Origin of the sequence: Mycobacterium sp. 360MFTsu5.1 (genome assembly GCF_000383495.1) — a bacterium.
GTDB classification, from domain to species: domain Bacteria; phylum Actinomycetota; class Actinomycetes; order Mycobacteriales; family Mycobacteriaceae; genus Mycobacterium; species Mycobacterium mucogenicum_B.
Map to the genome: position 1 here is coordinate 335,886 of NZ_KB911469.1, position 27,000 is coordinate 362,885.

General features: G+C 64.1%; 25 protein-coding genes. 18 read left to right on the forward strand and 7 right to left on the reverse strand.

Features of this window, described 5'->3' with window-relative positions:
* The first annotated feature begins 36 nt into the window (after positions 1-36).
* Genes H289_RS0120795 through H289_RS0120805 form a run of 3 tightly spaced genes read left to right on the forward strand, consistent with a single transcriptional unit; the run spans position 37 to position 3,603 of the window.
* Positions 37-1,218 (forward strand): acyl-CoA dehydrogenase family protein, encoded by a 1,182-nt coding sequence (locus tag H289_RS0120795; RefSeq protein WP_020102752.1) that lies wholly within the window; start codon positions 37-39, stop codon positions 1,216-1,218.
* A gap of 13 nt (positions 1,219-1,231) precedes the next feature.
* Positions 1,232-2,140, forward strand: a complete 909-nt coding sequence (gene bphC / locus H289_RS0120800) for a biphenyl-2,3-diol 1,2-dioxygenase (protein WP_020102753.1) — start codon at positions 1,232-1,234, stop codon at positions 2,138-2,140.
* Positions 2,137-3,603, forward strand: a complete 1,467-nt coding sequence (locus tag H289_RS0120805; RefSeq protein ID WP_020102754.1) for an FAD-dependent oxidoreductase — start codon at positions 2,137-2,139, stop codon at positions 3,601-3,603. The genes bphC and H289_RS0120805 overlap by 4 nt, the downstream gene beginning before the upstream one ends.
* Positions 3,604-3,614: 11 nt before the next feature.
* Here H289_RS0120805 and H289_RS0120810 read toward each other — a convergent pair whose 3' ends face one another.
* On the reverse strand, positions 3,615-4,028 hold the full coding sequence (locus tag H289_RS0120810) for a hypothetical protein (protein WP_155944193.1): 414 nt from the start codon (positions 4,026-4,028) through the stop codon (positions 3,615-3,617).
* Positions 4,029-4,278: 250 nt separating this feature from the next.
* Between H289_RS0120810 and H289_RS0120815 the strand changes: the two genes are divergently transcribed.
* On the forward strand, positions 4,279-5,097 hold the full coding sequence (locus H289_RS0120815) for an IclR family transcriptional regulator (protein ID WP_020102756.1): 819 nt from the start codon (positions 4,279-4,281) through the stop codon (positions 5,095-5,097).
* Here the strand turns inward: H289_RS0120815 and H289_RS0120820 are convergent.
* Entirely contained in the window at positions 5,058-6,269 is a 1,212-nt protein-coding gene (locus H289_RS0120820) for an NADH:flavin oxidoreductase (protein ID WP_029105515.1), read from the reverse strand. The two genes, H289_RS0120815 and H289_RS0120820, sit on opposite strands and share 40 nt — an antisense overlap.
* A 486-nt stretch (positions 6,270-6,755) precedes the next feature.
* On the opposite strand from H289_RS0120820, the gene H289_RS34035 reads away from it, so the two are divergent.
* Positions 6,756-7,361, forward strand: coding sequence for a Dabb family protein (locus tag H289_RS34035; protein WP_029105516.1), 606 nt, complete (start codon positions 6,756-6,758; stop codon positions 7,359-7,361).
* A gap of 10 nt (positions 7,362-7,371) precedes the next feature.
* Here H289_RS34035 and H289_RS30925 read toward each other — a convergent pair whose 3' ends face one another.
* Complete coding sequence (locus tag H289_RS30925) at positions 7,372-8,259, reverse strand: SDR family NAD(P)-dependent oxidoreductase (protein ID WP_020102759.1); 888 nt, start codon at positions 8,257-8,259, stop codon at positions 7,372-7,374.
* Positions 8,256-10,178, reverse strand: coding sequence for a flavin-containing monooxygenase (locus H289_RS0120835; RefSeq protein WP_029105517.1), 1,923 nt, complete (start codon positions 10,176-10,178; stop codon positions 8,256-8,258). Before H289_RS0120835 ends, H289_RS30925 begins: the two co-directional genes overlap by 4 nt.
* Before the next feature lie 103 nt (positions 10,179-10,281).
* Between H289_RS0120835 and H289_RS0120840 the strand changes: the two genes are divergently transcribed.
* The 11 genes from H289_RS0120840 (at position 10,282) to H289_RS0120890 (ending at position 21,741) form a co-directional block, all read left to right on the forward strand.
* Positions 10,282-11,868, forward strand: coding sequence for a fatty acyl-CoA synthetase (locus tag H289_RS0120840; protein WP_020102761.1), 1,587 nt, complete (start codon positions 10,282-10,284; stop codon positions 11,866-11,868).
* 13 nt (positions 11,869-11,881) lie between these two features.
* Entirely contained in the window at positions 11,882-12,988 is a 1,107-nt protein-coding gene (locus H289_RS0120845; protein WP_020102762.1) for a zinc-binding dehydrogenase, read from the forward strand.
* A 16-nt stretch (positions 12,989-13,004) separates the two neighbouring features.
* Entirely contained in the window at positions 13,005-14,429 is a 1,425-nt protein-coding gene (locus H289_RS0120850; protein WP_020102763.1) for an aldehyde dehydrogenase family protein, read from the forward strand.
* The gene (locus tag H289_RS0120855) at positions 14,426-15,202 is read left to right on the forward strand and encodes a crotonase/enoyl-CoA hydratase family protein (RefSeq protein ID WP_020102764.1); all 777 of its coding nucleotides are present in this window, start codon (positions 14,426-14,428) and stop codon (positions 15,200-15,202) included. Before H289_RS0120850 ends, H289_RS0120855 begins: the two co-directional genes overlap by 4 nt.
* Positions 15,199-16,356 carry an acyl-CoA dehydrogenase family protein gene (locus H289_RS0120860; RefSeq protein ID WP_029105518.1) on the forward strand — a complete coding sequence of 386 codons (1,158 nt, stop codon included), beginning with the start codon at positions 15,199-15,201 and terminating at the stop codon, positions 16,354-16,356. Before H289_RS0120855 ends, H289_RS0120860 begins: the two co-directional genes overlap by 4 nt.
* A 14-nt stretch (positions 16,357-16,370) precedes the next feature.
* The gene (locus H289_RS0120865; RefSeq protein WP_029105519.1) at positions 16,371-17,414 is read left to right on the forward strand and encodes an acyl-CoA dehydrogenase family protein; all 1,044 of its coding nucleotides are present in this window, start codon (positions 16,371-16,373) and stop codon (positions 17,412-17,414) included.
* A 70-nt stretch (positions 17,415-17,484) separates the two neighbouring features.
* Positions 17,485-17,976 carry a hypothetical protein gene (locus tag H289_RS0120870; protein WP_020102767.1) on the forward strand — a complete coding sequence of 164 codons (492 nt, stop codon included), beginning with the start codon at positions 17,485-17,487 and terminating at the stop codon, positions 17,974-17,976.
* Positions 17,973-18,836, forward strand: coding sequence for an SDR family oxidoreductase (locus H289_RS0120875; RefSeq protein ID WP_029105520.1), 864 nt, complete (start codon positions 17,973-17,975; stop codon positions 18,834-18,836). The genes H289_RS0120870 and H289_RS0120875 overlap by 4 nt, the downstream gene beginning before the upstream one ends.
* Position 18,837: 1 nt before the next feature.
* Complete coding sequence (locus H289_RS30930; protein WP_020102769.1) at positions 18,838-19,875, forward strand: alpha/beta hydrolase; 1,038 nt, start codon at positions 18,838-18,840, stop codon at positions 19,873-19,875.
* The gene (locus H289_RS0120885; RefSeq protein WP_020102770.1) at positions 19,862-20,938 is read left to right on the forward strand and encodes a hypothetical protein; all 1,077 of its coding nucleotides are present in this window, start codon (positions 19,862-19,864) and stop codon (positions 20,936-20,938) included. The genes H289_RS30930 and H289_RS0120885 overlap by 14 nt, the downstream gene beginning before the upstream one ends.
* Before the next feature lie 20 nt (positions 20,939-20,958).
* A complete protein-coding gene (locus H289_RS0120890; protein ID WP_020102771.1) occupies positions 20,959-21,741 on the forward strand; it encodes an SDR family NAD(P)-dependent oxidoreductase in 783 nt (260 codons plus the stop codon).
* A gap of 105 nt (positions 21,742-21,846) precedes the next feature.
* Here H289_RS0120890 and H289_RS0120895 read toward each other — a convergent pair whose 3' ends face one another.
* The gene (locus H289_RS0120895; RefSeq protein ID WP_064984873.1) at positions 21,847-22,461 is read right to left on the reverse strand and encodes a TetR/AcrR family transcriptional regulator; all 615 of its coding nucleotides are present in this window, start codon (positions 22,459-22,461) and stop codon (positions 21,847-21,849) included.
* 249 nt (positions 22,462-22,710) lie between these two features.
* On the opposite strand from H289_RS0120895, the gene H289_RS0120900 reads away from it, so the two are divergent.
* The gene (locus H289_RS0120900; protein WP_020102773.1) at positions 22,711-23,643 is read left to right on the forward strand and encodes a hypothetical protein; all 933 of its coding nucleotides are present in this window, start codon (positions 22,711-22,713) and stop codon (positions 23,641-23,643) included.
* 43 nt (positions 23,644-23,686) lie between these two features.
* Here the strand turns inward: H289_RS0120900 and H289_RS0120905 are convergent, their stop codons facing one another.
* Together H289_RS0120905 and H289_RS0120910 are read right to left on the reverse strand one after the other, a co-directional pair.
* The gene (locus tag H289_RS0120905; protein WP_020102774.1) at positions 23,687-23,971 is read right to left on the reverse strand and encodes a hypothetical protein; all 285 of its coding nucleotides are present in this window, start codon (positions 23,969-23,971) and stop codon (positions 23,687-23,689) included.
* The gene (locus H289_RS0120910) at positions 23,971-25,119 is read right to left on the reverse strand and encodes a 3-ketosteroid-9-alpha-monooxygenase, oxygenase component (protein WP_020102775.1); all 1,149 of its coding nucleotides are present in this window, start codon (positions 25,117-25,119) and stop codon (positions 23,971-23,973) included. The genes H289_RS0120905 and H289_RS0120910 overlap by 1 nt, the downstream gene beginning before the upstream one ends.
* 130 nt (positions 25,120-25,249) lie before the next feature.
* On the opposite strand from H289_RS0120910, the gene H289_RS0120915 reads away from it, so the two are divergent.
* A complete protein-coding gene (locus H289_RS0120915) occupies positions 25,250-26,989 on the forward strand; it encodes a 3-ketosteroid-delta-1-dehydrogenase (protein ID WP_155944194.1) in 1,740 nt (579 codons plus the stop codon).
* Positions 26,990-27,000: the final 11 nt, after the last annotated feature.

The following is a 27,000-nucleotide window of genomic DNA, read 5'->3' on the forward strand; positions in this document are numbered from 1 at the left end:
CATCAGTGGCAGCCATTGAAACGATAGGACCACAAGATGACCGACCGGGTAATCGACCGGGTGCGCGAGATCGCCGACCAACTGCGGGCCCAGGGCCCCGAGGCAGAACGGGCCGGGCAGCTCACCGACGAGACGGTCAAGTTGATGAAGTCGGCGGGCAACATTCGAATGTTGCAGCCGAAGGCCCACGGCGGACTGCAAGTCCACCCGCGTGAATTCGCCGAAACCGTGATGGCCACCGCCGCACTCGATCCGTCCGCGGGCTGGATCAACGGCGTCGTCGGCGTCCATCCGTATCAGCTCGCTTACGCAGACCCACGAGTCGCGTCCGAAATCTGGGCCGACGATGTCGACACCTGGGTCGCCTCCCCTTATGCGCCACAGGGCGTCGCCACGCCGGTCGACGGTGGGTATATCTTCAACGGCCGCTGGCAGTTCAGTTCGGGTACCGACCATTGCGAGTGGATCTTCCTGGGCGCGATGATCGGTGACGCCGAGGGCAAGCCACTTATGCCGCCGCAGATGCTGCACATGATCCTGCCCCGCAGCGACTACGAGATCGTCGAGGATTCGTGGAACGTGGTGGGGCTGCGTGGCACCGGCTCCAAGGACGTCATCGTCAAGGACGCCTTCGTCCCCACCTACCGCACCATGGACGCGATGAAGGTCATGGACGGCACCGCCCAACGCGAGGCCGGCATGACCGAAACGCTGTACCTGATGCCGTGGTCGACCATGTTCCCGCTCGGTATCTCGTCGGCCGTCATCGGCATCACCGAGGGCGCCCTGGCCGCCGCACTCGATTACCAACGCGAGCGCGTCAACTCCAGTGGAGTCTCGATCAAAGATGACCCCTACGTCATGTATGCCATCGGTGAGGCCGCCGCCGACATCAACGCGGCACGGCAAGAGCTGCTGGCCAACGCCGACCGCATCTTCGACATGGTCGAAGCCGGCACGGAAGTGTCGTTCGAAGATCGCGCGGCCGGCCGGCGCACCCAGGTGCGAGCCGTATGGCGCGCCGTCTCGGCGGTCGATGAAGTATTCGCGCGATGCGGGGGCAACGCCGCGCGAATGGACAAGCCGCTGCAACGGTATTGGCGGGATGTGCACGTCGGCCAGGCGCACGCCATCCACGTACCGGGCACGGTCTACCACGCGTCGGCTCTGAGTTCGCTCGGCGTGGATCCGCAGGGCCCGCTGCGGGCGATGATCTGACAGGAGAACACCCGTGGGATTGATCAAGAGCCTCGGCTACGTCACCGTCGCCGCCTCAGACATCGAACGCTGGCGGCACTTCGCCTTCAGCGTCCTCGGCTTCGCGACCGGCGGCGGACCCGACGAGTCTGCGCTGTACCTCCGGATGGACGAGCGTGCCGCGCGCATCGTCGTCGTGCCCGGCGAGTCCGACAAGATCATGACCATCGGTTGGGAGGTGCGCGACCGCGCCGACCTCGAGCAGGTCAAAAGTGCTCTCGAGGCCGCCGGCGTGCCGTTCAAGCAGCTCTCGCTTGAAGAAGCCGACAATCGCCGGGTTGAAGAGGTCATCGCTTTCGAGGATCCCGCCGGTACCGCACTCGAGGTGTTCCATGGCGCCGTCCTGGACCACTCCCCCGTGGTCACGCCGTTCGGCGCGAAGTTTGTCACCGGCTCGCAGGGTCTGGGACACGTGGTGCTCCCCGGGCTTGACGTCAACGGCCTGTTCGAGTTCTACACCGAAGTCCTGGGATTCAAGTCCCGCGGGGCTTTCCGTGTCCCGGTGCCACCGGAATTCGGGCCCGTCCGGGTGCGGTTCATGGGCGTCAACGAGCGTCACCACAGTCTCGCGATCTGCCCGGCGCAGAACCTGCGCGATCCCGGCCTCATTCATCTCATGGTCGAGGTCAACACGCTCGATGCGGTGGGTCAGGCCCTCGACCGCGTCCATGCCGAAGGGTTCCAGCTTTCGTCGACACTGGGTCGCCACACCAACGACAAGATGGTGTCCTTCTACGTGCGCGCTCCCGGCGACTGGGATATCGAGTTCGGCACCGAGGGCATGAGGGTCGACGAAACCTATTACACGGCAGAAGAAATCACCGCCGACAGCTACTGGGGCCACCAGTGGGTAACCGATCTACCGAAGGCTATGCAACCGTGACACTCACCGAAGACATCCAACCGATCCCGGCCGGCACGATCACCGAGTGGGCCGACGAGGCCGACGTAGTCATCGCCGGCTATGGCGTTGCCGGCGCCGCCGCTGCCGTGGAGGCGACACACGCCGGAGCCGAAGTACTGGTGCTCGAACGCACCGGGTCGTGGGGCGGAGCCGCCGCTATGGCCGGTGGTTTCATCTACCTCGGTGGCGGCACTGCGCTCCAAAAGGCCTGCGGCTTCGAGGATTCGGTCGACAACATGGCCGCGTTCCTCGACGTCGCCATGGGCCCGGGAGCAGATTCGCAGCGCATCGCCGATTACTGCGAGGGAAGCGTCGCGCACTTCGACTGGCTCGTGAGCTGCGGCGTGCCGTTCAAAGCCGAGTTCTTCGGAGAGCCCGGCTGGGAACCGATGGGCGATCAGGGGCTGATGTACAGCGGCGGGGAGGACTCGTACCCGTTCAACACCATCGCCGCGCCGGCTCCGCGCGGCCATGTACCCCAGATGCAGAACAAGAAGCAGGGCGAATCCAGCGCGGGCTTCATGCTGATGAAAGGCCTCGTCGACACCGCGACCGGGGCCGGTGCCCGTTCGCTGTACGACGTCCGGGTGCAGTCGCTGATCACCGAGTCCGACGGCCGCGTGGTCGGCATCCGGACCCGGCGTTACGGCACGACGATGGACATCCGGGCGCGCCGTGGAGTGGTCCTGGCCACCGGCAGTTTCGCCTACAACGACGCCATGGTCGCCCAGTACGCGCCCCGCATCGCCGGACGGCCGGCTGCCTCGATCGAGCAGCACGACGGACAGGCCATCCGGATGGCGCAGGCTGTCGGCGCCGACCTGGCCCATATGGACGCCACCGAGGTCGCCCTGTTCATCGACCCCCAGCAGTTGGTGCGGGGCATTCTGGTGAACGAACGGGGTCAGCGTTATGTCGCCGAGGACACCTATCCCGGCCGGGCCGGCCAGCTGACGCTGTACCACCAGAACAACACCGCTTATCTGATCATCGACGGCGACGCCCAAGAGGAGGCGATGGCTTCGGTGACGCCACAGCTGATGATGCGGCCGCCCACATGGGTCGCCGACACCGTCGCCGATCTGGAGGCCGAGATCGGGCTACCGCCGAACTCCTTGCAGGCCACCGTCGATGCCTATAACGAGGGGGCGGCCCGCGGCGAAGATCCGCTCTTGCACAAGAAGGCGCAGTGGCTCAAGCCGATCAAGTCCCCGGTGGGCGCCATCGACCTTCGCGACAGCACCGGCGGATTCACGCTCGGCGGCCTGCACACCACGCTCGACGCCGAGGTACTCCATGTCAGCGGCGAACCCATTCCGGGCCTCTTCGCGGCCGGACGCTGCACCGCGGGCCTCGCCGCATGGGGCTATGCCAGCGGGGTGTCTCTCGGCGACGGCAGCTTCTACGGTCGCCGCGCCGGCCGCGCCGCAGCCCGCGAGTAGCAGCTTCCGAACTACATCTGCACGAGGTCGAACGGATAGGTCAATGTGCCCGCGGGCGCTCCGTCGCAGCCGGTGGCGAACGATGATGACAGTGTGCCGGACATGATGGTCACATCCCACGAATAGGTATCCCGGGTCGGTATCACCGGGCCGTAATAGACATCGTCGCAACGCAATCCATCCGGCACATCAACGGTGAGCGTCAGCCGTCCGTCGTGAAGATGCGCGTCGCCCTGGTAGGGAAAGGCCCTCGCCACCGGTTGTGGGATCGCCTGGACGTGAACGCAGTTGCTCTGACAACTCGACAGCGCCCATAGCCAGGTGTGAAAGTCATGCCGGCCGGAGATCCTGACTTCGAAGTTCCCGTGGGGGATATCCGCGTGCGCCAGCGGCATCACCGTCCACGCGGCGGCGACCAACGCCATGGCCGAGATCGTTGATTTCATACCTGCCCTTGCCAACGCGGCTGCCGGATCAGACGCCACCGGCAGCGCCGGCGGACGTGGTTGTGATCCCTTTACCAGCAAGAAGTTACGGGGCACCGGTCCCGGGATGGGACGAATATCCGCTGAGCGGGCATCCTTCGAACTCAAACCACAGTGTGTGACAGCGCGCACACTGTATGGTAAAAATAGTTATAGTCCTTTTTTGACTATCGACCTCTGGGAGCGCCTCATGACAACGACCGTCGTGAATCGCGGCGAAACGCCGATCGCCGCCATTGACCGGATGTCCCTGGTGCTGGATGCCTTCGACGGCAAGACACCGCTGACGATGGTGCAGATCGTGCACCGCACCGGTCTTCCGCGTTCATCTGTGCACCGCATGCTCGAGCGACTTGTGCACCTGCGCTGGCTCCGGCGGGAAGGTTTCGACTACGAACTCGGGACCCGCTTGGTCGAGCTGGGGTCGTTGGCCCTGCATCAGGGCCGCATTCACCAGGCCGCGCTGCCCCTCCTGCGCAGTCTGCAGCGGGCCACGGGCTTGGTAGTACATCTGGCTGTCCTCGACGGCTCCGATGTCATCTGTCTCGAGAGAATCGGCGATCACCTGACTGATCTCGTCCACACCTCGGTCGGCAATCGCGTACCGGCGCACTGTACTGCGTTGGGAAAGGCCATCCTTGCCGAAAGCGACTGCACGGAAGTCGATTTCAGCAGGCGCCAAACTCGTTTCTCCATTACCGGCGCCCAGCAATTGGCGGTCGAACTGGCGAAGACTCGCGAACGTGGCGTGGCGTTCGACCGCGAGGAATCACTACTGGGGATCGGCTGCGTGGCGGCAGCCATCGGCCTGCCCGGTCAGCCGCTCGCGGCGGTATCCGTGTGCGGGCCGATCGACCGAATCACGCTGGATCAGCGGCTGGCCGCGCCGGTGCGGATCACCGCGTCCCGCATCTGGCGCAACATGGAATTCGGCCCGCACCAAGGTGGTTCACGGTCGCTGCAGGCAGTTCACCGCCGGTCGTCAGTGAGCCGCTGGGCGACTCCGTAGCGTTGGTCGGGGTCGAGGACGCAATGGGTGCGCCCGAACACGGTCACCATGCACTTGTTGTTGTGGGTGCAACGACTGCGTGAATCCGGCTCCGTGATCATGGTATTCACCCGGTCGGGTTCACGAAGCAGCGCCCGCCCCATGGCGAAGAAATCGAACCCTTCCCGCATGCCGGTCTCGATGTGTTCACGGTTGGTAATGCCGCCCAACAGAACGAGTTTGGTGTTCTTCATCAGCGGGACGAATTGCCGAGCGGCGTCGAGCATGTACAAGTCCCGGTAGGGGTACACGCCCATCGCTTGCTTGCCGAACAGTCGGATGGCGGGGCGCAGCGTGGCGGGCATCACTTTCGAAAACTCTCTGGCCGGCACATCGCCACGGAACAGATACATCGGTTTGTAGACCGAGGAACCTTGGGTCAGCTCGATGGCGTCAAGCGTGGCGTCGGCATCGAGGAGTTGTGCCGTGCGCAGTGCTTCGTCGATCCAGATGCTGCCGGGTAAACCGTCGTCCATGTCCAGCTTGGCGATCACCGCGATCTGGCCGCCGACAACTGTCCGGACGTGTTGAGCGATCTCACGAACCAGTCGAGACCGGTTGTCGATCGACCCACCGTACCCATCTGTGCGGCGGTTGATGAGCGGACTCAGGAATGAGCTGGGCAGGTACAGGTGGCCAAAGTGCAGTTCCACCGCGTCGAAGCCGGCATCCACCGCGATACGGGCCGCTGTCCCGAATTGTTTTATCACCGTTTGAATTTCCTGGACGCTGATGGCACGGCAGTACGCGAACGACGTGGGGTTGATGAATCTACTCGGTGCCATGGCGGTCACACCGGTGAGCTTTTTCGGCGCCACAACTCCGGCATGGCCAAGTTGCGCCGAGATCGCTGCGCCTGCTTCGTGAACTGCGTCTGTCAGCCGACGCAGGCCGGGCAGGTTTGCCGCACTCATGACGATCTGTCCCGGGGCACTAGCAGCTTGCGGCGAAACGCAGCAGTAGGCGACGGTGGTCATCCCCACCCCTCCGTCGGCGAATGCACGGTGAAAGGCGATCAGTTCGTCCGTGACCGCGCCGTCGGGCGAGCGCCCCTCCGAGGTCGCCGCTTTGATGATTCGATTCCGCAGCACCACCGGTCCGAGCTGCGCGGGTTCAAAGGGGTTGTCGCCCATGGGATCACCATTGCCGCCCATCACCGGGGAGCAAAGATCGATTCCCGGTAACCGGGAAGAGGCGGACCGCGCAACGCCCTCTGCGCCTAGCCTCTACCCATGGACGAAGTGTTCGTCATCGACCGGGTGGTCACCGCGCCCGGGTGCGCCCAGAAGTTCATCGACGCCTATCTGGCCGGCTACGCCCCCGGCGCCATCGAACGGGGCATGACGATGTGGGACGTCCTCGTCAGTCCACCGATCTGGTTCGACGACCGAACCAACGTCGTCACCATCACCTGGTCCCTGCCCAGCCCACAGGCGTGGTGGCAGATGACATGGCAGGGCCGAGGCGATGTATCACTGGCTCGGTGGTGGGACACCGTCGCCGGCCTGATCGTCGAACGCAACCGTAGTGTCGCAGCGTCGCCTGAGAACGTCGCTCCTGCAGGTATTGCCGCGGCGCTGAGACCAGAGGGACCTTCCAGCACCGGCACGACCGTCGGCGTGACGCGGTTGATCGACGTCGCCGAATCCGACCACGCCCGGGTACTTGGGAACCTACGTGATGCAGCCCGCGGCAGCGGAGCGTTGGCCTACGTGGTGGAACCGACCCTGCCGGGCTCCCGCAACGGCGGGGATATTCTGGTCCACCTGCGTTTCTCGAACCAGACTGCCTGGAAGCAAAGCGCTTTCGACGCCGCGCTGGCCGATGCCGCGATCACCCAGGTCAACGGCGCGACCTACCGCGGAACTCCCACCCGTAGGGCTGATGGCACCGTGTATCGCGCTCTGCTGCTGCGTGTCGACCCCGCCGTGGACTCGGCGACCGTCGCCGCTTTCGAACGTGAGTTGGCTTCGATGCCCACCCACATCGACACCATTGCTGCGTGGCAGCTCAGCCGGGTCGATACCGCAATCGGGTCAAGTGCGTGGACGCACGTTTTCGAGCAGGAATTCACCGACGTCGACGGACTCATGGGCCCCTACCTGATGCACCCCATTCACTGGGCGGTCGTCGATCGCTGGTTCGATCCCGAAACCACCGACGTGATCGTCCGAGATCGGTTGTGCCACAGCTTCTGTGAACTGACCACACCGGTGCTCGGCTAGCCCAGTCGCCCTAGATGCCGGCGGGCAGGATGTTCGGGTTCGCCGTTACCGGCGGTTCCAATGGCGCCAGGACCGTACGGCCGTCAAGGGAATGCACCGTCAGACGCTGGGACCACGGATAGTGCAGGCTGAATGCAACGAGACCCGTGCGCTCCTGGACCGGCGCATGGCACATCGCCAACACGGTCTCCGCCAGATATTCGACCGGCTCGGTCGGAAAGGACTCAGGGATGAGCGCGGCTGCACCTGGAGTCCGCACCGCCGTTGACGGACCTACACAGTTGACCGCGATGTTCGCATCGAGCAACTCAGCTGCCACGCCCTGGGTGAAGCGATGCAGCGCAGCCTTGCACGATGCGTAGATGACATCGCCCGCGGTCTTGTTGTAGTCCCGATACGGCCGCGCCGGAGCCATTCCGGTTACCGAACCGATGTTGACGATCCAACCCCCACCCTGAATTCTCATGTGCGGCACAACGGCCTTCGTCAGTGCGAAAGGTATGCGCAGATAATGATCGACGGTGCGGTCGAAGGTTTCCAGCGACATCTCGTCAACCACTGAGTAGTCGGCGAAACCGGCATTGTTGACCAAGATGTCAATGCGCCCAGTGCGCTGCAGGACCGACTCGACAAGACCCTCGCGGGCATCGGCATCCTCCAAGTCTGCCGGAACCCCGAAAGCCGACCCACCAGAACCTTCGATGAGTGCCACGGTTTCCTGAATGCTCCCCGGAATCACCTCGCTCACCCCGGCCCGCTGCGAGGTTGACGGGGTGTGGCCACGTGCAGTCACCGCGACAGTGGCGCCTTCGGCCGCCAGCCGCTGTGCGATGGCCCGCCCGATCCCCCGACTGCTGCCCGTGACCAGTGCGGTCTTGCCTGCCAAAAGCTCTGTCATTGCAGGATGAAGTCTTCCTCGATGGGTGCCCGGTGCTGCCGCCACAAGTCGATCAGCCGCAATGGCGTGGCCACCACGACGCGACCTGACCCGGAGCGGTAGTAGGTGTGGGCGTTGGGCGTGTGGCACCACACGGTGCCGCGCATCGCCTCATCGATTCCATCGACGTACTCGTCATAAGCACGCTGCGTGACTTCCATGGTCGCCGCACCGCGCAGGGCCATCAGTTGCAGGCACTCGACGATGTAGTGCGCCAGCACCTCCATCGAAAAGTTTGCTCCCGCACCATGTCCCGGGCTGTAGTTCGGAGCCGACGTGATGAACAAGTTCGGGAAACCCGGGACGGTTCCGCCGCGGTAGGCCCGTGGGCTCTCGCCCCATTCGGCAGCCAATGTCTTGCCACCGCGGCCACGGATATCCACCGTGGACAGGAAGTCCAGATGATAGCCGGTGGCGTAGATGATGACATCGAGGTCGATTTGGCGTCCGTCTTGGGTGACGATGCCGTTGGCGTTCACTGCTGCCGGTTCACTGGCCTCGACGTCGACGTGATCACGGGTCAGTGCGGCGTAGTAGCCGCCGGGGTCGCGGATGATGCGCTTACCGTACGGGGCGAAGTCTGGAGTTACTTTGCGCGCCAATTCTGTCCCTGCGCCGAACATCCGATTGATGTAGTCCAGGCACAGCTGCAACAGCACATCGTTGGCCGGCGAGATGGACAGATGGGTCTTCGACCATTCTGGATCCTGCAGGATGATCGGGTAGTTATTGTCGGCCGTACCCCAGTACGACTTGACCCGATTCCACATTGCGTAGAACGGCAGCACCCGTCCCAGGTAGCGACGATGTTCGGGCACGTCGTCGGAAAGTCGCTTGCGTGGAGCGACCCAGTGCGGCTGCCGTTGGAACACGGTGAGGTGTTCGACTTCGTCCACGCAGGCGTCGACGATCTGCACCGCGGTGCAGCCGGCACCGATGATCGCCACTTTCTTGCCCGTCAGGTCCAGCGTGGGGTCCCACCGAGCCGAGTGAATGCTGATGCCACCAAACGTTTCCCGGCCTTCAACATCTGGAAAGCGCGGACGGTTCAGGTAGCCTGCGGCCGTCACCACGATGCTCGCGTAGTCGATCGTCGTGGTTCCGTCACCGCTTCGTGCACAGATCTTCCACTGCTGACGCTGTTCATCCCAGATCAACGCCTCGACCTCGGTGCCGAACCGAATATGGCTGCGCAGTTGGTGTTTGTCTGCGAGGGCTACGAGGTATGCCTGGTACTCGGCGCCCTGTGGGTAGTAGCTCGACCACTCGGGGTTCACCTCGCGCGACAGCGAATAGTAGGCCGACGGCGTATCCACACCGATGCCGGGGTAGGTCGTGGTCAGCCATGTGCCGCCTACTTCCGCGTTGCGTTCGAAGATTTGAAAGTGAACGCCTTCCTCGGCAACGGCCAATGCCACCGCGATGCCCGCCAAGCCTGCCCCGATGATCGCCACCGAGGTGGTCGATGGAATGGGCGTCGTGCGCGCCAGCGTGGGCTGGGACGGGCGGAACCCACCCTGCTCGATGAGCAAGTCGACGAATTCGTCGTCCACCTGACCGCCCACGGCGAGCGGTAGCAACCTCGCGAACAAGTCGCGATCTGCGCCGCCCGCATCCTCGGGTCGGAAGAGGACAAGCGCATCGACGATCTCGCCGACCAGCGCGTGCATGGTCCCGGGGTCGGTGGTCCCCGCCCGCTCCGGCGGGTCCGGCACGTGATCGATCTTGGGAGCGTACCGATCGATGACCGATGCATCGCCGGTCATCTGTGCCAGCACAGCGACCAGGACACCGGGATCTGCCTGCATCAGGTGTGCACGGAGGGCGTCAGGGTCAGGAGCGCTGGCTACAGGTGAGGACGATTCGGTCGCGGCGGTCATGCAATCGAGTATCGAAGGGATCGTCCCGACGCCGCCGCTGCTTTGACCTCTGAGCGGGATACGATCCTGCGGGCAAACCGGTGCACTACATACGTTTCACCGCATGGATTCTGATGACCTGGACACCGTCATCGCCCGGGCCCGCAGCCACAGCCTCGCCGACATTCCACGCCGATCGGCGCGCAGACAGCCGAACAAGACAGCGATCGTCGACGGCGAGGTGACGCTGAGTTTCGCCGAGTTCGACCACCTGGTCGACCGCGCCGCTGCAGCGTTGTGCGACAACGACCTTCGGGCCGGAGACCGGCTTGCGTTGTTGTCACGGAACTGCTGGCAGTACGCGGTACTGGCATTCGCCTCGGCCCGTGCCGGCGTGGTTCTGGTCCCGATCAATTTCATGCTCACCGCCGAAGAGATCGCCTACATCTTGACGCACAGCAATGCTGCCGGGCTCATCGCCGAAGCGGACCTGGCGCCGGTGGCGGAGGACGCGCTGCGCCTCGGCACCGCCGTGCGCTCCACCGCAGCGCTGGTTCCACCCGGGCAGCAATGTCCCCCTGGCTGGCTAGATTTCGCCGATTGGCTCGCCACCGCGAGCATTGCACCGGACCATATTCTCGGCGACGAACAGCTGGTCCGGGTGATGTACACGAGTGGCACCGAGTCACGACCCAAGGGGGTCATGCACAGCAGCCGCAGCCTGATGTGGCAGTACATCAGCACCATCGTCGCAGGCTCGATGTCTGGCGACGACGTCGTCGTCCATTCCCTGCCGCTGTACCACTGTGCACAGCTGGACAACTTCCTGGCCACCGCAATCTACCTCGGCGCGGCGAGCATCGTCCTGCCGCGCCCCGAACCCGAACTGGTACTCCGCGCCATCGAGCGCCACCACGCAACCAGTTACTTTGCGCCGCCGACTGTTTGGATCAGTCTGCTGCGCAGCCGCGTCTTCGACGAGGTCGACCTGTCCAGCCTGCGCAAGGGGTACTACGGCGCATCACCGATGCCCACCGAAATCCTGCACGAGTTGCGCCGCCGGTTGCCGGGTCTGCGCTTGTGGAACTTCTACGGTCAGACCGAGATGGCGCCTCTGGCCTCGGCGCTCGGACCGGAGGAACAGGACACCCACGCCGGATCAGCGGGCCGGCCGGTGGTCAATGTCGAAACCACCATCCTCGATGAGACCAACACTCCCGTATCGCCCGGAACCGTCGGCGAGATCGCCCACCGCAGTGCACATTTGATGCTGGGCTACCTCGACGACGCGGACAAGACCGCGGAGGCGTTCGCCGGCGGTTGGTTCCATTCCGGTGATCTCGGCTTCTACGACAAGCACGGTCTCTTGCACGTGGTGGACCGCAAGAAGGACATGATCAAGACCGGCGGGGAGAACGTCGCCAGTCGCGAAGTGGAAGAAATCCTCTACCTGCACAACGGCATCGAGGAAGCCGCCGTCTTCGGGTTGGCGCACCCACTGTGGGTCGAAGCTGTCGTCGCCGCCGTGGTCCCCCGCACCGGGATGACGCTGACCGAAGACGAAGTTCTCAGCCACTGCCGTGGTCATCTCGCCGGCTTCAAGACCCCCAAACGGGTTTTCTTCGTCGATTCCCTCCCGAAGAACCCCAGCGGCAAATTGCTCAAACGCCGACTGCGTGAAGAATTCAGCCCCGAATTCGCGCAAAACTGAAGGAAAACAACACATGTACAAAGGTCGCATCGCGCGATTCGATGAGCCCGGCAAGCCATTTCAGATCGAAACCGTCACTCTGCCAGAGATCGGACCGGGCGAAATCCTGATCCGAGTGACCCGCGCCAACATCTGCGGGTCGGACGTGCATGCCTGGCATGGCACATTCGCCACCCGCGGACTGGGTGGGCAGTTGCCGACCGTGCTCGGTCACGAAATGGTCGGTGCGGTCGAGGCGCTGGGCGACGGTATCGCAGCCGATTCCAACGGCAAACCGCTGCAAGCCGGCACCCGGGTGGTCTTCCCGTACTTCTACGGCTGCCACAGCTGCCGCAATTGTCTGGCTGGGCGACGAAGCGCGTGCCTCAAGCTGAAGATGGCCATGCTGGGCCGCGCCGACCAGCCACCCTATTTTGTTGGCGGGTATGGCGATTACTACCTGTTGCCGGCCGGCGCAGTTGTCTACACCGTCCCAGACAGCGTCGCCGACGACATCGCCGCCGGGGCCAACTGTGCACTATCCCAGGTGATGTACGGGCTCGAACGGGCCGACCTGCAACTCGGCGAACACGTCGTGGTGCAAGGGGCCGGAGCCCTCGGCCTTTACGCCATCGCGGTCGCCAAAGCCCGCGGTGCAGCCAACGTGGTCGCGGTCGACGGGATACCCGAGCGACTGGAGTTGGCCACCGCATTCGGCGCAGACACGGTGCTGGATATGAACGAGGTGCCCACGCCCAAGGACCGGGCCAAAGCGGTCCGCGCGCTGACCGACGGGCACGGTGCCGATGTCGTCGTCGAAGTGGTCGGGCACCCCTCGGCAATCGAGGAAGGTCTACAGATGCTCGGACAGTTCGGCCGCTACGTCGAAATCGGCAACATCAACGTCGGCCGAACCTTCGAATTCGACCCCTCACGATTCGTCTTCACGAACAAGACCATGGTCGGCGTCTCGCTGTACGACCCGGCGGTGCTGTCTCGCGCCCTGACCTTCCTGGACCGCCATCAACACCAGTTGCCCTTCGACCGGCTCGCAGCGGCGACCTACTCGCTCGACGCCATCAATGACGCATTCGCCGCGGCCGACGGTAAGCGCGACATCCGTGCCAGCATCACCCCGTAGTTCGCAGAGGACGAATATGCACACCCATCAACATTCCGAACTGTTCATCGACGGCCACTGGGCAGCCCCCTCCGGCAAAGGCGTCATCGACGTAATCGACCCGGCCACCGAAGCGGTGATCGGCCACGTCCCCAACGGGGATGAAGCCGACGTCGACGCAGCCGTTGGCGCAGCACGCCGTGCCTTCGACCCTGCGATCACTGTCCAAGAGCGGCGGCAGCGACTACGCCGGGTGATCGATGCGATGGAGAAGCGCCTGCCCGATATCGCCAACCTCATCACCGCAGAGATGGGCGCCCCGGTGCGAATCGCGCAAACGGTGCAAACGCAGGTACCGCTCGCTGTTGCCAACGGTTTTGCCGGCGTCCTGGACACGTTCGATTTCGAAGAGCGCGTGGGCAATTCGCTGGTGCTGCGCGAGCCCTACGGAGTTGTCGGCGCCATCACCCCGTGGAACTATCCGCTGTACCAGGTGGTCGCCAAGGTGCTTCCGGCGATCGCCGCGGGCTGCACCGTCGTGCTCAAACCGAGCAACGAGGCACCGCTGTCGGTGTTCGCGTTCATCGAAGCCTGCGAGGAAGCGGGCCTGCCGCCCGGGGTGATCAACCTCGTCTCCGGCCCTGGACGGGTGATCGGTGAGCGCCTCGCGAGTCACCCGGATGTCGACTTCGTGTCCTTCACCGGGTCAACAGGTGTGGGATCCCGTGTCGGCGAGCTGGCGGGCCAGTCAGTCAAGAAGGTGGCCCTCGAGCTCGGCGGAAAATCGGCCAACGTCATCCTCGACGGCGCCGACCTGGCCACCGCGGTCAAAGTCGGCGTCGGCAATGCGTTCCTCAACGGCGGCCAGACCTGCATGGCATGGACGAGAATGCTTGTGCCGCAGGCGAGCTACGGCGAGGCGCTCGAACTGATCGAATCGGCCGTGAGCCGCTATACCGTCGGCGACCCGTGGGACCCCGGCACCCGGATCGGCCCGTCCGCCTCGCGGTCCCAGTTCGAGACAGTGCGTGGATTCATCGACCGCGCGCAGCGTGATGGAGCACGCCTGCTGACCGGCGGCTCCGAGCGGGTGCGCGACGTTGGGTTCTTCCTCCCACCAACGGTATTCGCTGACGTGGACCCGGAATCTGAACTCGGACAGGAAGAAGTTTTCGGACCCGTGTTGGCAGTAATCCCCTACACCGACGCAAACGATGCGCTGCGCATCGCCAATGGCACCCCCTACGGCCTGTCGGGGGCGGTGTGGGCCGCTGACGACGACACGGCGATCGCGTTCGCCCGTCAGATTGAGACCGGACAGGTCGACATCAACGGCGGCTCCTACAACCCCGCAGCGCCATTCGGTGGCTACAAGAAGTCGGGAATCGGCCGTGAACTCGGGCGATTCGGTTTCGAGGAGTACCTGCAAACGAAGTCCCTTCAGCTCAGCGAGCGGCCGTGAAAGCGCCTGTCGACGTCAGCACCAGCGGCTCGGTCCAGCTCTGGACGATCAACCTTCCGGAGGCGGGTAACGCGATATCCGGCCCGGATGTGGTCGCGGAGTTCGAAGCGAATATCGATGCAGCCAACCGCGACAACGCAGTTCGGGCAATTGTCCTCACGGGCAGCGGCAAGATATTTTCCGCCGGCGGCAACGTCAAGGAGATGGCCGACCGGCGTGGCATGTTCGGTCTCGATCCCATCGACCAGCGTCGCGCGTACATCGATGGCATTCAACGCATCCCGCGTGCGATGAGCCGTCTCGAAGTTCCCATCATTGCCGCGGTCAACGGTGCAGCCATTGGCGCCGGCTGCGACCTGGCGATGATGTGCGACATCCGCATCGCCTCCGAACGAGCTTCGTTCGCAGAGAGTTTCGTACAACTTGGTTTGATCCCCGGTGACGGGGGAACGTGGTTCCTGCCGCGCGCCATCGGGTATTCCCGCGCTGCCGAGCTCACCTTCACCGGCGAGTGCATCGACGCTCCCACCGCGTTGGAGTGGGGTCTGGTCAGCCGTGTCGTGGCTCATGACGATCTGCTTGCAGACGCGCATGTCCTGGCTGAGCGAATCGCTGCCAATCCCCCGCATGCGCTACGCATGGCGAAACGGCTACTGCAGGAATCAATTTCCGGTTCGTTGGAATCGACCCTCAGTATGGCCGCAGCCATGCAGCCGCTGGCCCACCACGACAGCGAGCACGAACAGCGCATCGCCAAGTGGAGGAGCTCATGACGCCAACCCTGAGACGACTGGTGCCGCCGGCGAGCAGCTCGAACCCGGCTGCTGACGCGTTGCGCGGCCAGGTCCGGGCGTTCCTGGCCGAGCATTTGGCTGTGGGCGCCTTCACGCCGTCGGTCGATGCCTGGTTGTGCGGCTGGGACGAGACCTTCACCCGTTCGCTGGCACGACAAGGCTGGTTGGGTATGACGGTCCCCGAACGCTATGGCGGGCACGGCCGTTCGTTTCACGACCGCTTCGTCGTCACGGAGGAACTGCTGGCCGCCGGTGCACCGGTGGCCGCCCATTGGATCGCCGACCGCCAGATTGTGCCGTCGCTTCTCAAGTACGGCACCGACGAGCAGAAGCACGAGTTCCTGCCTCGCATCGTCCGCGGTGAGTGTTTCTTCGGCATCGGAATGAGCGAGCCCGACTCAGGATCCGATCTCGCCAGCGTTCGCACCCGAGCGGACCGTGTCGACGGAGGCTGGTCGATCACCGGGACCAAGGTATGGACCTCGGGAGCGCACCGCGCCCATGCGTTCATCGTCTTGGCCCGCACCGCACCGGTGGACTCCGCGCATCGGCACGCGGGGCTCAGTCAGTTCATCGTCGACTTCGCCGCCGAAGGCGTAGACGTTCGGCCCATCATCTCGATGAACGGTGGGCATCACTTCAATGAGGTGATTCTCGATGAGGTGTTCGTGCCCGACTCCCGGGTCTTCGGAGAAATCGGGCAGGGTTGGAGCCAGGTGACCTCCGAGTTGAGCTTCGAGAGAAGTGGCCCTGAACGGTTCCTCTCGACGTTTCCACTCCTGGGCGTTGCTCTCGAACAGGCTGCTCCACAAGATGTTTCGTGCGATGTCGAGATGGGCCGGCTGGTGGCACGTATCGCTGGGCTGCATCACACATCGACGGCAGTGGCAGATGCGCTACAACGCGGCGAGGCCGCCGATGTATCCGCGGCCGTGGTCAAGGTCCTCGGCACCACAGTCGAGGGCGACATTGCCGACTACGCCGACCTGCACACCGGTGATGAGAGCACGGTCGAGTCGCCGTGGGCCGATCTGGTCTCCCATGCGGTCGACCAACGCCCGGGATTCACCCTGCGCGGCGGAACCAACGAGGTACTGCGCGGCGTCATCGCGCGGGGATTGGGGCTGCGATGAAGGCAACCGGACCGATGACAAGCACGCCGACAGTCGATCGCGATCTGATCGACATGATGGACGCCGTCTTCGCCGGCTATCGGTCGTCGCACGATTCCGGGCCGGCGGAGGCACGAATCGACTGTGACCGCGCGTTGTGGCACCGGCTCGATCAGCTCGGGCTGGTGCGGCTGACCGGATCGGAACAATCCGGCGGCAGCGGAGCGAGCTGGCGCGAATCGACTGAATTACTCACCGCCGCAGTACGGCACGGGGTACGGCTGCCGTTGGCTGAGCATGATCTCTTGGCGTGCTGGCTGCTGGAAGCCGTCGGCCACGAAGTCGACGACGCGCTCCGCACGATCCACGTGGTGCCGCAACCCGGTGCACCTCGGGCGCCGACGCCCTGGGCCGGCTCGGCCGACCGGATCGTCACCGTCTGGCGGACTGGCGACGGCTACCGTGTCGCCGACGTCGACGCCGCAGAAATCACCATCGCCCCGGGACGCAACTTGATCGGCGAACCACGTGACACCGTCGGCGTCGATGCGTCCAGCTGGTCCGGGTGCGCGGTGGCGCCCGTTCTGGTTGGCCAATTGAAGCGTAAAGCCGCTCTGGTTCGAGCCATTCAGGTTTGTGCCGCACTGGATTGCGCGATCGCGGCATCGGTTGACCACGTGATGTCGCGGATCCAGTTCGGTCGCCCACTCGCCAAGTTTCAGGCGATCCAGAATCTGGTCGCAGATGCCGCCGCCGAGGCAGCGGTCGCCCGCTCGGCTACCGAAGCGGCACTGATCGCCGCACTCGAAACAGGATGGCGGGCAGACCGTCTCGACTTCCAGATCGCAGTCGCACGATCCTGCGCCGGGCATGCGGCGTCGGTCGTGACCCGCAATGCCCACCAGGTGCATGGTGCGATCGGGACGACACGCGAACACCGCCTGCACGAATGGACCCGCGCGGCCCTGGCGTGGCGTTCAGAAAACGGTTCTGTGCATTTTTGGGACCGGAAGGTCTCCGCCGCGGCGGCTGAAGCAGGCCGCACCGGCATGTGGGCGTTGATCACTGGCACGGGGTAGCTTTCGGGATTATTCCGGTGACCGGTCACGGGCGCTGTGACGAACAACTCCGACGAGTTGACTGACCTGTATGAGCAACTCGATCAGCTTGCCTGAGGCCCAAGAATTCATCGCCGAATTCTGGTTTCACTACGACCAGGGAAACTTCGCCGAGGTGGCGGCTCGGATCGGCGACGAGATGGAGTATCTGAGCCGTTCGGATTCCGGAAACTGCCCATTCGAGCATCTGCTGGCAGCTGAATTGCACGGTGGCGCAGAGACTCTCGCCTGGCTCACCGAGCACCGCAACGAGAACCCGTACCCGTGCCGCCACCACGCGACCAACGTCTTCCGGACCGGAACCGAGGGTGCGATCACGACGGTGCGGTTCTATCTGTACGTCAACCAGATCACCAACAACGTCCCGTTCGGGGTGTCGAGCGGCGTCGTCGACGTCGGGATTCGGCGTGCGGGCGATGTGTTGGTGTTCACCTCGATGACCGTGGTGCTGGACGCCGAGAACTCGATCCCGTTCGCCGAGCACGCCGCAAAGGCTGCGGCTGCCAATGGGCAACCCGCGTGACCGCTAGGGCGATCTTCGGCGGTGGCGTGGCCGTCATCACCGGCGCCGGTGCCGGCATCGGCGCCGGCCTGGCGCGGCACGCCAGTCAGCTCGGCATGACGGTGGTGTTGGCTGACGTCGACGCCACCGCCATTGCTGCTCTGCGTGACGAGATCTGCGCGGCCGGGGGAAACGCAGTCGACGCCGTCTGCGACGTTCGTGATGCCGAGGCGGTACAGCGGCTGGCAGACAAGGTCTTTGACGAATTCGGTGCCGTGCGGCTGCTGGTCAACAATGCCGGGGTCGAACAGTTCGGCTACCTGTGGGATACCCCATTGGCCAACTGGCAGCGGATCGTCGACGTCAACGTCAACGGCGTATTCTATGGCATTCGCGCGTTCCTGCCGCGAATGATGTCCACCGATGCGCCCGCGTGGGTGTGGAATCTGTCTTCGATCGGCGGGGTCGCCGTGGTTCCCCTGCAGGCGCCCTACATCATGAGCAAGCATGCCGTCCTGGCGCTGACCGAATGTCTGAATCTCGAGGTGCAGTCCGCAGGCCATGCTCACCACATTCACGTCCAGGCCGTCCTGCCGGGAGCCGTCGTCTCCAACATCTTCGAATCCGCGGGCGGAGTCGACACCGGGAACACCGATGCCGCAGAGGGGCAACGCGCGGCCATGCTCGATATCAAGGCTGACGCAATGGACCCACTGGCCGCCGCACAGGTGGTCTTTGATCAGGCCGCCGAAGGACGCTTCTATCTCATCACCCAACCGGACTACGTCGGCGCGGCGATGTCCGAACGTGCCCGCGTACTGACCACCCAGCAGGCGCCGCAACTGCGCGAACATCGCCGGTTCGACCCCACCCACAACTGAGATGCCCACACCACAACTCGATCACGATGCCGCCGTCCGGGTCGCATCTTTCGGAGACATCGCACCGATGCGGACCCGCGGCCTGCAAGCCGTCCGCGCCGGTATCGAATCCGCGCCGCTGCCGGACATGCCGGCCATGGCCGGCACAGAGAACCTCACCGCACCAGGCCCGGCCGGCCCGCTGGCGGTCCGCCTGTACCGGCCCAGCACGGATGAACGACTCCCCGTCCTGGTCTACTTCCACGGCGGCGGACTCGTCATGGGCTCCAACCACTCGTTCGAGCCATTGGCCAGAGCGCTGGCCCACGCCAGCGGAGCCGCCGTCGCAGCCGTCGAATACCGCCTGGCGCCGGAGTCACCACCACCCGCTCAGTTCGACGACGCCTACGCGGCAACGGAATGGATCGCCGCCAGCGCATCCGAACTCGACATCGACGCCGGACGGTTGGGAGTGGCCGGCGACAGTGCCGGTGGATCACTGGCTGCCGCAGTGGCTTTGGCGGCGCGCGATCACGCCGGGCCACAGATAGCCGTCCAGGTCCTGCTCTACCCCGGCCTGGATCGCGACATGGGCGCACCATCGATCACCGCGATGCCCGACGCACCCATGCTGCGCCACGACGACATCATCTACATGCACGAGTTGGTCGACCGCAGTGGCGACTGGCCGCATTCGCACTATCAGGTCCCGGCCTACGCAACCGATCTGCGCCGCCTGCCGCAGGCAATCGTGGTCACCGGCGAGTGCGACCCCATCCGGGACTGGGGTGAGCGCTACGCCAACCGATTACGTGAGGCCGGCGTGCAGACCACGCTCACTCGTTATCCCGGGATGTACCACGGGTTCTTGATGCGATCAGACGCGACCGCCCGCGGCCGGCTGGCCATGGCCGAGGTCGGTGCGCTGCTGCGCGCAAAGTTCGCCCACCCCTGCCCCACTGGCCGATCCACCAACGGATCCCTCATCCAAAGCGCTTCTGCCCCAACGTCGACAGTCGACACACTCACCACCGAAGGAGAACACCATGCTGACCGATGAGCGTCGACGCGAGCTGTCCGACGTCCTCCGTCCCGCCGCGCCACCGCGCGAGATCACCGATGTCTACACCCCCGACCAGCGGCGGCGACTGCTCGACATTGTGCACGACCAGGGCCCGTGGAAGCTGATCATCGCGCAGCACTTCGCCTCCGCGGACGAGCTGATGGCGACCATGAGCGGTTCGTTCCCGGAGGGGTTCACCCCGTCACTGGATCTGTTTCTCACTCCGACGTTCCGCGGCTATCTCGCCAATTACGGAGCCGTCCTGTACCCCGAGCTGCACGACTGCTTCTACAACAGCGCCTTCCTCGAGAACGCCAAGAGCTACTGGAACGCGCAGTACGCGAAGCCACAGATAATGCTGTTCAACATCAACGGCCCATGCGCCAACCGCGATCCCGGCCATCTGGACTCCCCGAGCTTCCGTGGTGTGCGCTACGAGAACGCACCCACCTGGCTGTGCAGCGTGATGGGCAAATCGGGGCTGTTCACCGATTACCTGATCAAGATGGCCCAGGTCATCACCTGGTTCTCCCTCGATGAACAATCAGGATTCACCTACTGGCCCGACGGGCCGCTCAAGGCGCCCGGGCGGGTACTGCCGCCGATCAACAACCGGGGCGTGGTCGTGCAGAACGAGATGATGATGCATCGCGGCGAAGCCAACGGACCCCTGGCACAACAGGTTCCCGCCGGACTGTCCTTCGACACCGTGTTCACCGGCGACCCGGCCGACCGGGATCGATGGTTGCTCAAGAACGGTGACGATGTCATCGGGAGTCACCACACCGACGAGCTGAGGTTCCTGGTGCACTGGTCCGCCGAAGTGTTCTCGGACTACGACGAACTGAAGAAGAACATGGATGGCTCCGACGACATCACGATCGAACGCGCCATCGGCATGATGGTCGACGACCTCAAAGACAAGGGCATCAAGCTCGACGTCCCCAGCGAGCCCCTCCACGACGCCGCGTTCATCGGCGCACTCAACGCGGCCTACGACTTGGGTGCCCCGACGACATACCCGGAAGACGCGCCTGTCAGCGCGTTCCAACTCGCATAGACCGCGAAAGGCACTGGAAAATGGATCGTTTCACCGACCGTCGCGTCATCGTGACGGGGGCCGGGTCCGGCATCGGCGCGGCCACCACCGCACGACTGCTCGATGAGGGCGCCACCGTGGTTGCCTACGACATCGCCGCCGACGGACTGGCGACCACTGCCGACGCCGCGGAAAACGCCGGCACGGCCAAGCGCCTGACCACCGCGACACTCGACATCTCGGACGAGGATGCAGTCATCGCCGCCGTCGACGGTGCGGTGGCCGAGTTGGGTGGCCTCGATGTACTCGTCAACGTCGCGGCGATACAGACCTGTTCGCACACCCACGAGACCACGTTGGCGGACTGGAACCGCACGCTCGCAGTCAACCTCACCGGTACCTTCCTGATGACACGTCAGGCACTCCCAGCGCTGCTGGAGTCGGGCAGAGGCGTGGTGGTGAACTTCACCTCCACCGCGGCGACGTTCGCCCACCCCTACATGGCGGCCTACGCCGCCAGTAAAGGCGCGGTCCTGAGCTTCACCCACTCACTGGCTCTGGAGTACTCGAAGCAGGGCCTGCGCGCGGTGAACATCCAGCCAGGCGGTGTCTCTACCGCGTTGGCCAACACCACACTCGAGAAGATGCCCGAAGGCTACGACCTCGGGTTGTGGGCCAAGCAGACGCCGCTACTGCACGGCCGCGACAACCCGATCCTCGGCGATCCGAGTGCCGTCGCTGCGGTGATCGCCATGGTTGCCTCCGATGACGGCGCATTCATCACCGGCACGGAAATCCGGGTCGACGGCGGCGCGCACGCGTAGTCCCCCGACCATCCGTCGGGCACGACACCACGAACGCACGCCGGTTCTGCACGGGAAACTGTGCAGGACCGGTGTGCCAGCCGGGCCCAACCGGACTGGCGCCAATCAGTTTCCCGCTTCGGCGCCCGGCAAGGCCCCGACAATCATGCTCATTCCGGCCCGTAGCACCGAACGCAGGCGGCCGAAGTCGCCGTGTTCGACCCACTGCACATATGCATGACGACACGCCTGAATGATCAACTGCGCCGGTAACTCTCGCGTCGATGGATCAGTGCTCAGCCCGACCCGCGCATCGAGAAACTCGGTGATCGGCCCCACCAGTTCTTGCCCCCAGTCCAACCAACGCAACCGATACTGGGGTGCACTGACCACCAGCGCCAGGAATGTGCGATCGAACTCGACCTGTCCGCGTTTGGGCACCTCGGTGCTGAATGCCTCCACGAGGATGTCGACGACATCGCCGTCTCGCGGAGCGGCCGCCAAGACCTCGACGCTGAGCGTGCCGAACTGACGGAACAGCGGCATGACGACGTCTTCTTTGACCGGAAAATGCCGATGAAAGGTCCGCGGGGCGATACCGACGGCCTGACAAATGCGCTCGACTGTCGCTGACGTCGATCCATCCGCGAGGAAGATGTCGCGCGCCGCGATGGCGATATCCAGCCGGAGCTCTTCGGCGCGGCGCTCGATCAATGTCGCCGGCCTGCGCTCAGCCCGCACGTGTGCCCCTCTCCAGCGCTTGGCGCTTCATCGTATTTCCCTCGTCGACAACATGATTGGCATCCCGATGACAGGGAAAACCTGCAGTGATCCACGTCTCTCGAATACTACAGTCACATGTGTCAGATTCTGCCACATCTACCGAATCTGACAGCGGGAGGCCGCAGCGTCGACGACCGCGAATCAGTCGGCCACCATCCGTCCCGCGCCTATTGATGTTCACGCAGCACAGCCCACCGAGGAGGAAACATGACCCCCGAATCTGAAGAAAACACCACGGAGACCAAGGAATTGAATTACGACGACTACACCCACGACTTCATGGGCAAGGTCGGCAACATCCAGGACTTCTCCCGAGACTTTCTGGTCGGCCTGGCACGCGTGTTCGAGGATGTTCTGAACTTCATGCCGTATGCGCACGTGAAGATCTATTCGGAGAAGGTCGGCATCAATGCCGCGATGGATGTGACCGCCCAGGTCTCCCGGGCCGGCATGCGCCAGGTCATGCCCATGGGACGCTTCATCGCTCCTCCCGGTTGGGACTGGAAAGACGCGCAATACCAAGCGATTCCGTTCGACGTACAGACCGAGGATCTCACGAAGCCGGCTCTGATCCGCCTGATCAAGACCTACTGGGACCAGTACCTCAAGGGGCACAACTACCTCATCGACCAATGGACGAAGATCATTCCCGAAGAAGAGGTATGGCTGGGGCTGCCCGACATGTACCAGCTCATCATCGACTACCAGTACCCGAAACTGGCGAAGGTCCTCAAGATCGAGCCGGTGCATGTGGTGGACTTCCTGAAACTGGCGGTGTTGAGCATCGATGGCACCCTGGGCTACGGCGGCGAATACATCGTCTACAACCCGGACCACGTCGTGTTGAACATGCGCCGTTGCGAGGTGCTGCAGAAGTACACCGACGAGGGCCTGTACCCGCCAGCGCGCGCCTGGATGAATTGCACGTTCGAGCAACGCATCTCGGCGCCGTTCTTTCCTGGCTGCAAGCTGGCCATCAACCTGCCACCCAAGGACTTCAAATTCGCCCAAGGCGAGCCGTTCTGCGTGTGGACCTACACCCGTGGCGAAGAGAACCACGCGGCCGCGGCGGCTGCGCCTGATCCACGGGCCACCGCGATGGAGCGGATCCCTCTCATGGACGTGACGGTGTCCAGCTAGAAACCGTTGGGCTGCGCCGTGACTAACGGCGCAGCCCATTTCATCAGTCTGAGGAGCTGCCGTCGACGACCGGAAGTGTCCCCGCGCGTACGGCATCATCGATCGCTCCGCTGAGCGCCGAGCACGCCAGGAACAGGCTGCGATCTCCATACGCCGCCAATTGTTGTACCGTGCAGCGCTCTTCACAACGGCCGAGAGCGGTACCGGTCCACTGCACGCTGGTCTGACTCCAGCTGCTCTTGCGGACCAGTACGGCAGCTCCGCACCGCAGGCAATCCACCGGCACCATCGACATGTCGTCGAGCCGGTTGTCGTGCGGTGCCGCCATCACCCGATAGGACTGGACGCCGCGGCCCGGGCAGCAAGATTCGCCTCGACCTCTCTCATCCACGCTTCCCGGGGCCGCGTCGTGTCCAGCTCGAATTCGAACCGGTCAACCATGTCCCGCGTGACATCGGCGACGTCGACATAGAACTGCTCGTACCAACGGCGCAACTGGTACACCGGCCCGTCTTCTTCGACGAGAAGTGGATTGTCGATGCGAGTCTTGCTGCGCCAGATCTCCACGTCCTGCTCGAAGCCCATCTTGACGAAATCGCCCAGTGCGATGGCTGTTTCGACGGCGAGCTCGTCGGGCATGGAAGGGTTCTTCTCCACGACGATGCCGTATTGCAGCGCGAAGGAGTTCTCGTCGATCGGATAGTGGCAGTTGATCAACACAGTGTGCTGATCGAAACCCTCGTAGTGGTAGGTCAGCTCATCGATCATGAATGACGGTCCGTGGTAGGCGGCCAGGGATGTCGTCCCCAAAATCGTCACGCCCTCCTCGGGATCGCCAAGATCAGGCCGTCCCGCGCTTTTCATGTATTGGGTCGCGACGTGACCTTCGAAGATGTTCTTGAAGTGGGTGGGCAGCGAGCCATGGATGTAGAAGAAATGCGCCATGTCGACCACGTTGTCGATGATCTCGCGGCAGTTGGTGTGCACCACCGTGGTGTACCAGTGCCAGTCGGTCCAACCATCGCTGGTGGCGCCCTCGATGCGAGGGATGGTCACATCCTGTGGTGGCTCTTTGTTCTCGGGGTCATTCCACACGAACAGCATGCCGTCTTGCTGCAATGTGGGCCAAGCTGCGGTGCGGGCCAGCCGCGGTGTGCGCTTGGCGTACGGAACCAGCTTGCATCGGCCGTCCCCACCCCAGCGCCAATCGTGGAAGGGGCACGCGATCTCGTTTCCCTTGACCGTGCCCTGGGACAGGTCGCCACCCATGTGCCGGCAGTATCCGTCCAGGACGCTGATGGCGCCGTCCTCGCCGCTGAACACCACCAGCTTCTGTCCGAAAGCGTTGATCTGGTGCGGTTTTCCGTCAGCGAAATCACGGATGAGACCCAGGCAGTGCCAGCCTCTGGCAAACCTGGTCGGCACCGAGCCAGCTTCGATCAACCGGATGTCGTCGGTTTCGGATTGGGCTGTCATCGTTCGGTCCGTCCTTCAATCTGAAATCGCCATCCTGACAACATCATTGAACTGTGCGCGCCGCTTGCCGCGAGATCGGCGTTCCCGCTGACAGGAATTTCCCGGCGAGAAATGTGTCTCTGCAGTTCTAATGTCATCGACCGTGACCGCCTCGACGCACACCACGATTCCCGCTGGTCTGACCATCGCTGATACCGAAGTCGACCTTCTCGTCGTCGGGTCCGGCACCGGCCTGGGCGCCGCACTGGCCGCACGTGAACAAGGCTTGTCGGTACTCGTGATCGAAAAGTCCTCCTACGTAGGTGGTTCAACGGCCCGTTCCGGCGGCGCCCTGTGGCTGCCCGCGAGCCCCGTCATCGAAGAGTGCGGCGGCGTCGATACCGCACAGCGGGCGAGCATCTATCTCGATGCGGTCGTTGGTGATTCAGCTCCGCAGGACCGTTCGACCGCTTATCTGCGCAACCTGCCGGCGACGGTCGACATGCTGCGCCGGACCACTCCGATGAAGCTGTTCTGGGCGAAGGACTACTCCGACTACCACCCCGAGGCACCCGGCGGTTCAGCCGCCGGCCGCACCTGCGAATGTCGCCCGTTGAACACCTCGATTCTCGGTGAGTACCTGGCTGACCTGCGTCCCGGAGTGATGGAGGTCAGCATTCCAATGCCAACGACGGGCGCCGACTACCGCTGGTTGAACCTGATGAGCCGGATGCCGCGCAAGGGGTTGCCCACGGTCGTCAAGCGCCTCGCGCAGGGACTCGGCGGACTCGCGCTGGGTCGCCGCTACGCCGCTGGCGGGCAGGCCCTGGCCGCCGGCCTGTTCGCCGGCGCGATTCGCGCCGGCATTCCCATCTGGCTGGACACCTCGCTGAGCGGCCTCGTCACCGATGACGATGGTCGAGTGACCGCCGCGACCGTCGTCCATGCGGATTCCGTATTCACGATCACCGCCCGGCACGGCGTCGTGCTCGCCGCGGGCGGATTCGACCACGACATGGACATGCGGTGGAAGTTCCAGTCCGAATCCCTCGGACGCAATCTCAGCTTGGGAGCACGATCCAACACCGGCGACGCCATCCGGATAGGCCAGGAGGTCGGCGCCGGTATCGCCTCAATGGATCAATCGTGGTGGTTCCCCGCAGTGGCACCGCTGCCCGGCGCGGCCCCTGCGGTCATGCTGGCCGAACGCTCGCTGCCCGGATCATTCATCGTCGATCAGACGGGCCGCCGTTTCGCCAATGAATCGGCGGACTACATGAGCTTCGGTCAGCGGGTACTGGAACTTGAAGCTGCTGGCACCCCGGTTGAGTCGATGTGGATCGTTTTCGATCAGCAGTACCGCAACAGCTACGTATTCGCGGCGGAGCTGTTTCCCCGGATGCTGATACCCCGGCGCTGGTATGACGCCGGAATCGCTTTTCGGGCAGACAATCTCACCGATCTCGCCGCACAGATCAACGTTCCGGCGGGTACCTTCCGTGCGACAGTGGACCGGTTCAACGAGAACGCGTTCGCGGGTGAGGACCCGGATTTCGGGCGCGGCCGGAGCGCCTACGACCGCTACTACGGCGATCCGACCACCACGCCGAACCCCAATCTGCGCCCGCTGCTGAGTGGTCCGTTCTATGCCGTGAAAATGGTGCTCAGCGATCTCGGTACCTGTGGTGGTCTGCTCGCCGACGGTCATGCGCGCGTACTGCGGGAGGACGGCACGGTCATCGATGGTCTGTACGCGATCGGGAACACCGCCGCCAACGCCTTCGGCCGCACGTATCCGGGTGCCGGCGCCACCATCGCACAAGGTCTGGTTTTCGGCCACATTGCCGCTCAGCACGCTGCGCAGAACAGACTGGCCGCACAGGCTCGGTGAGACGCCCCGAC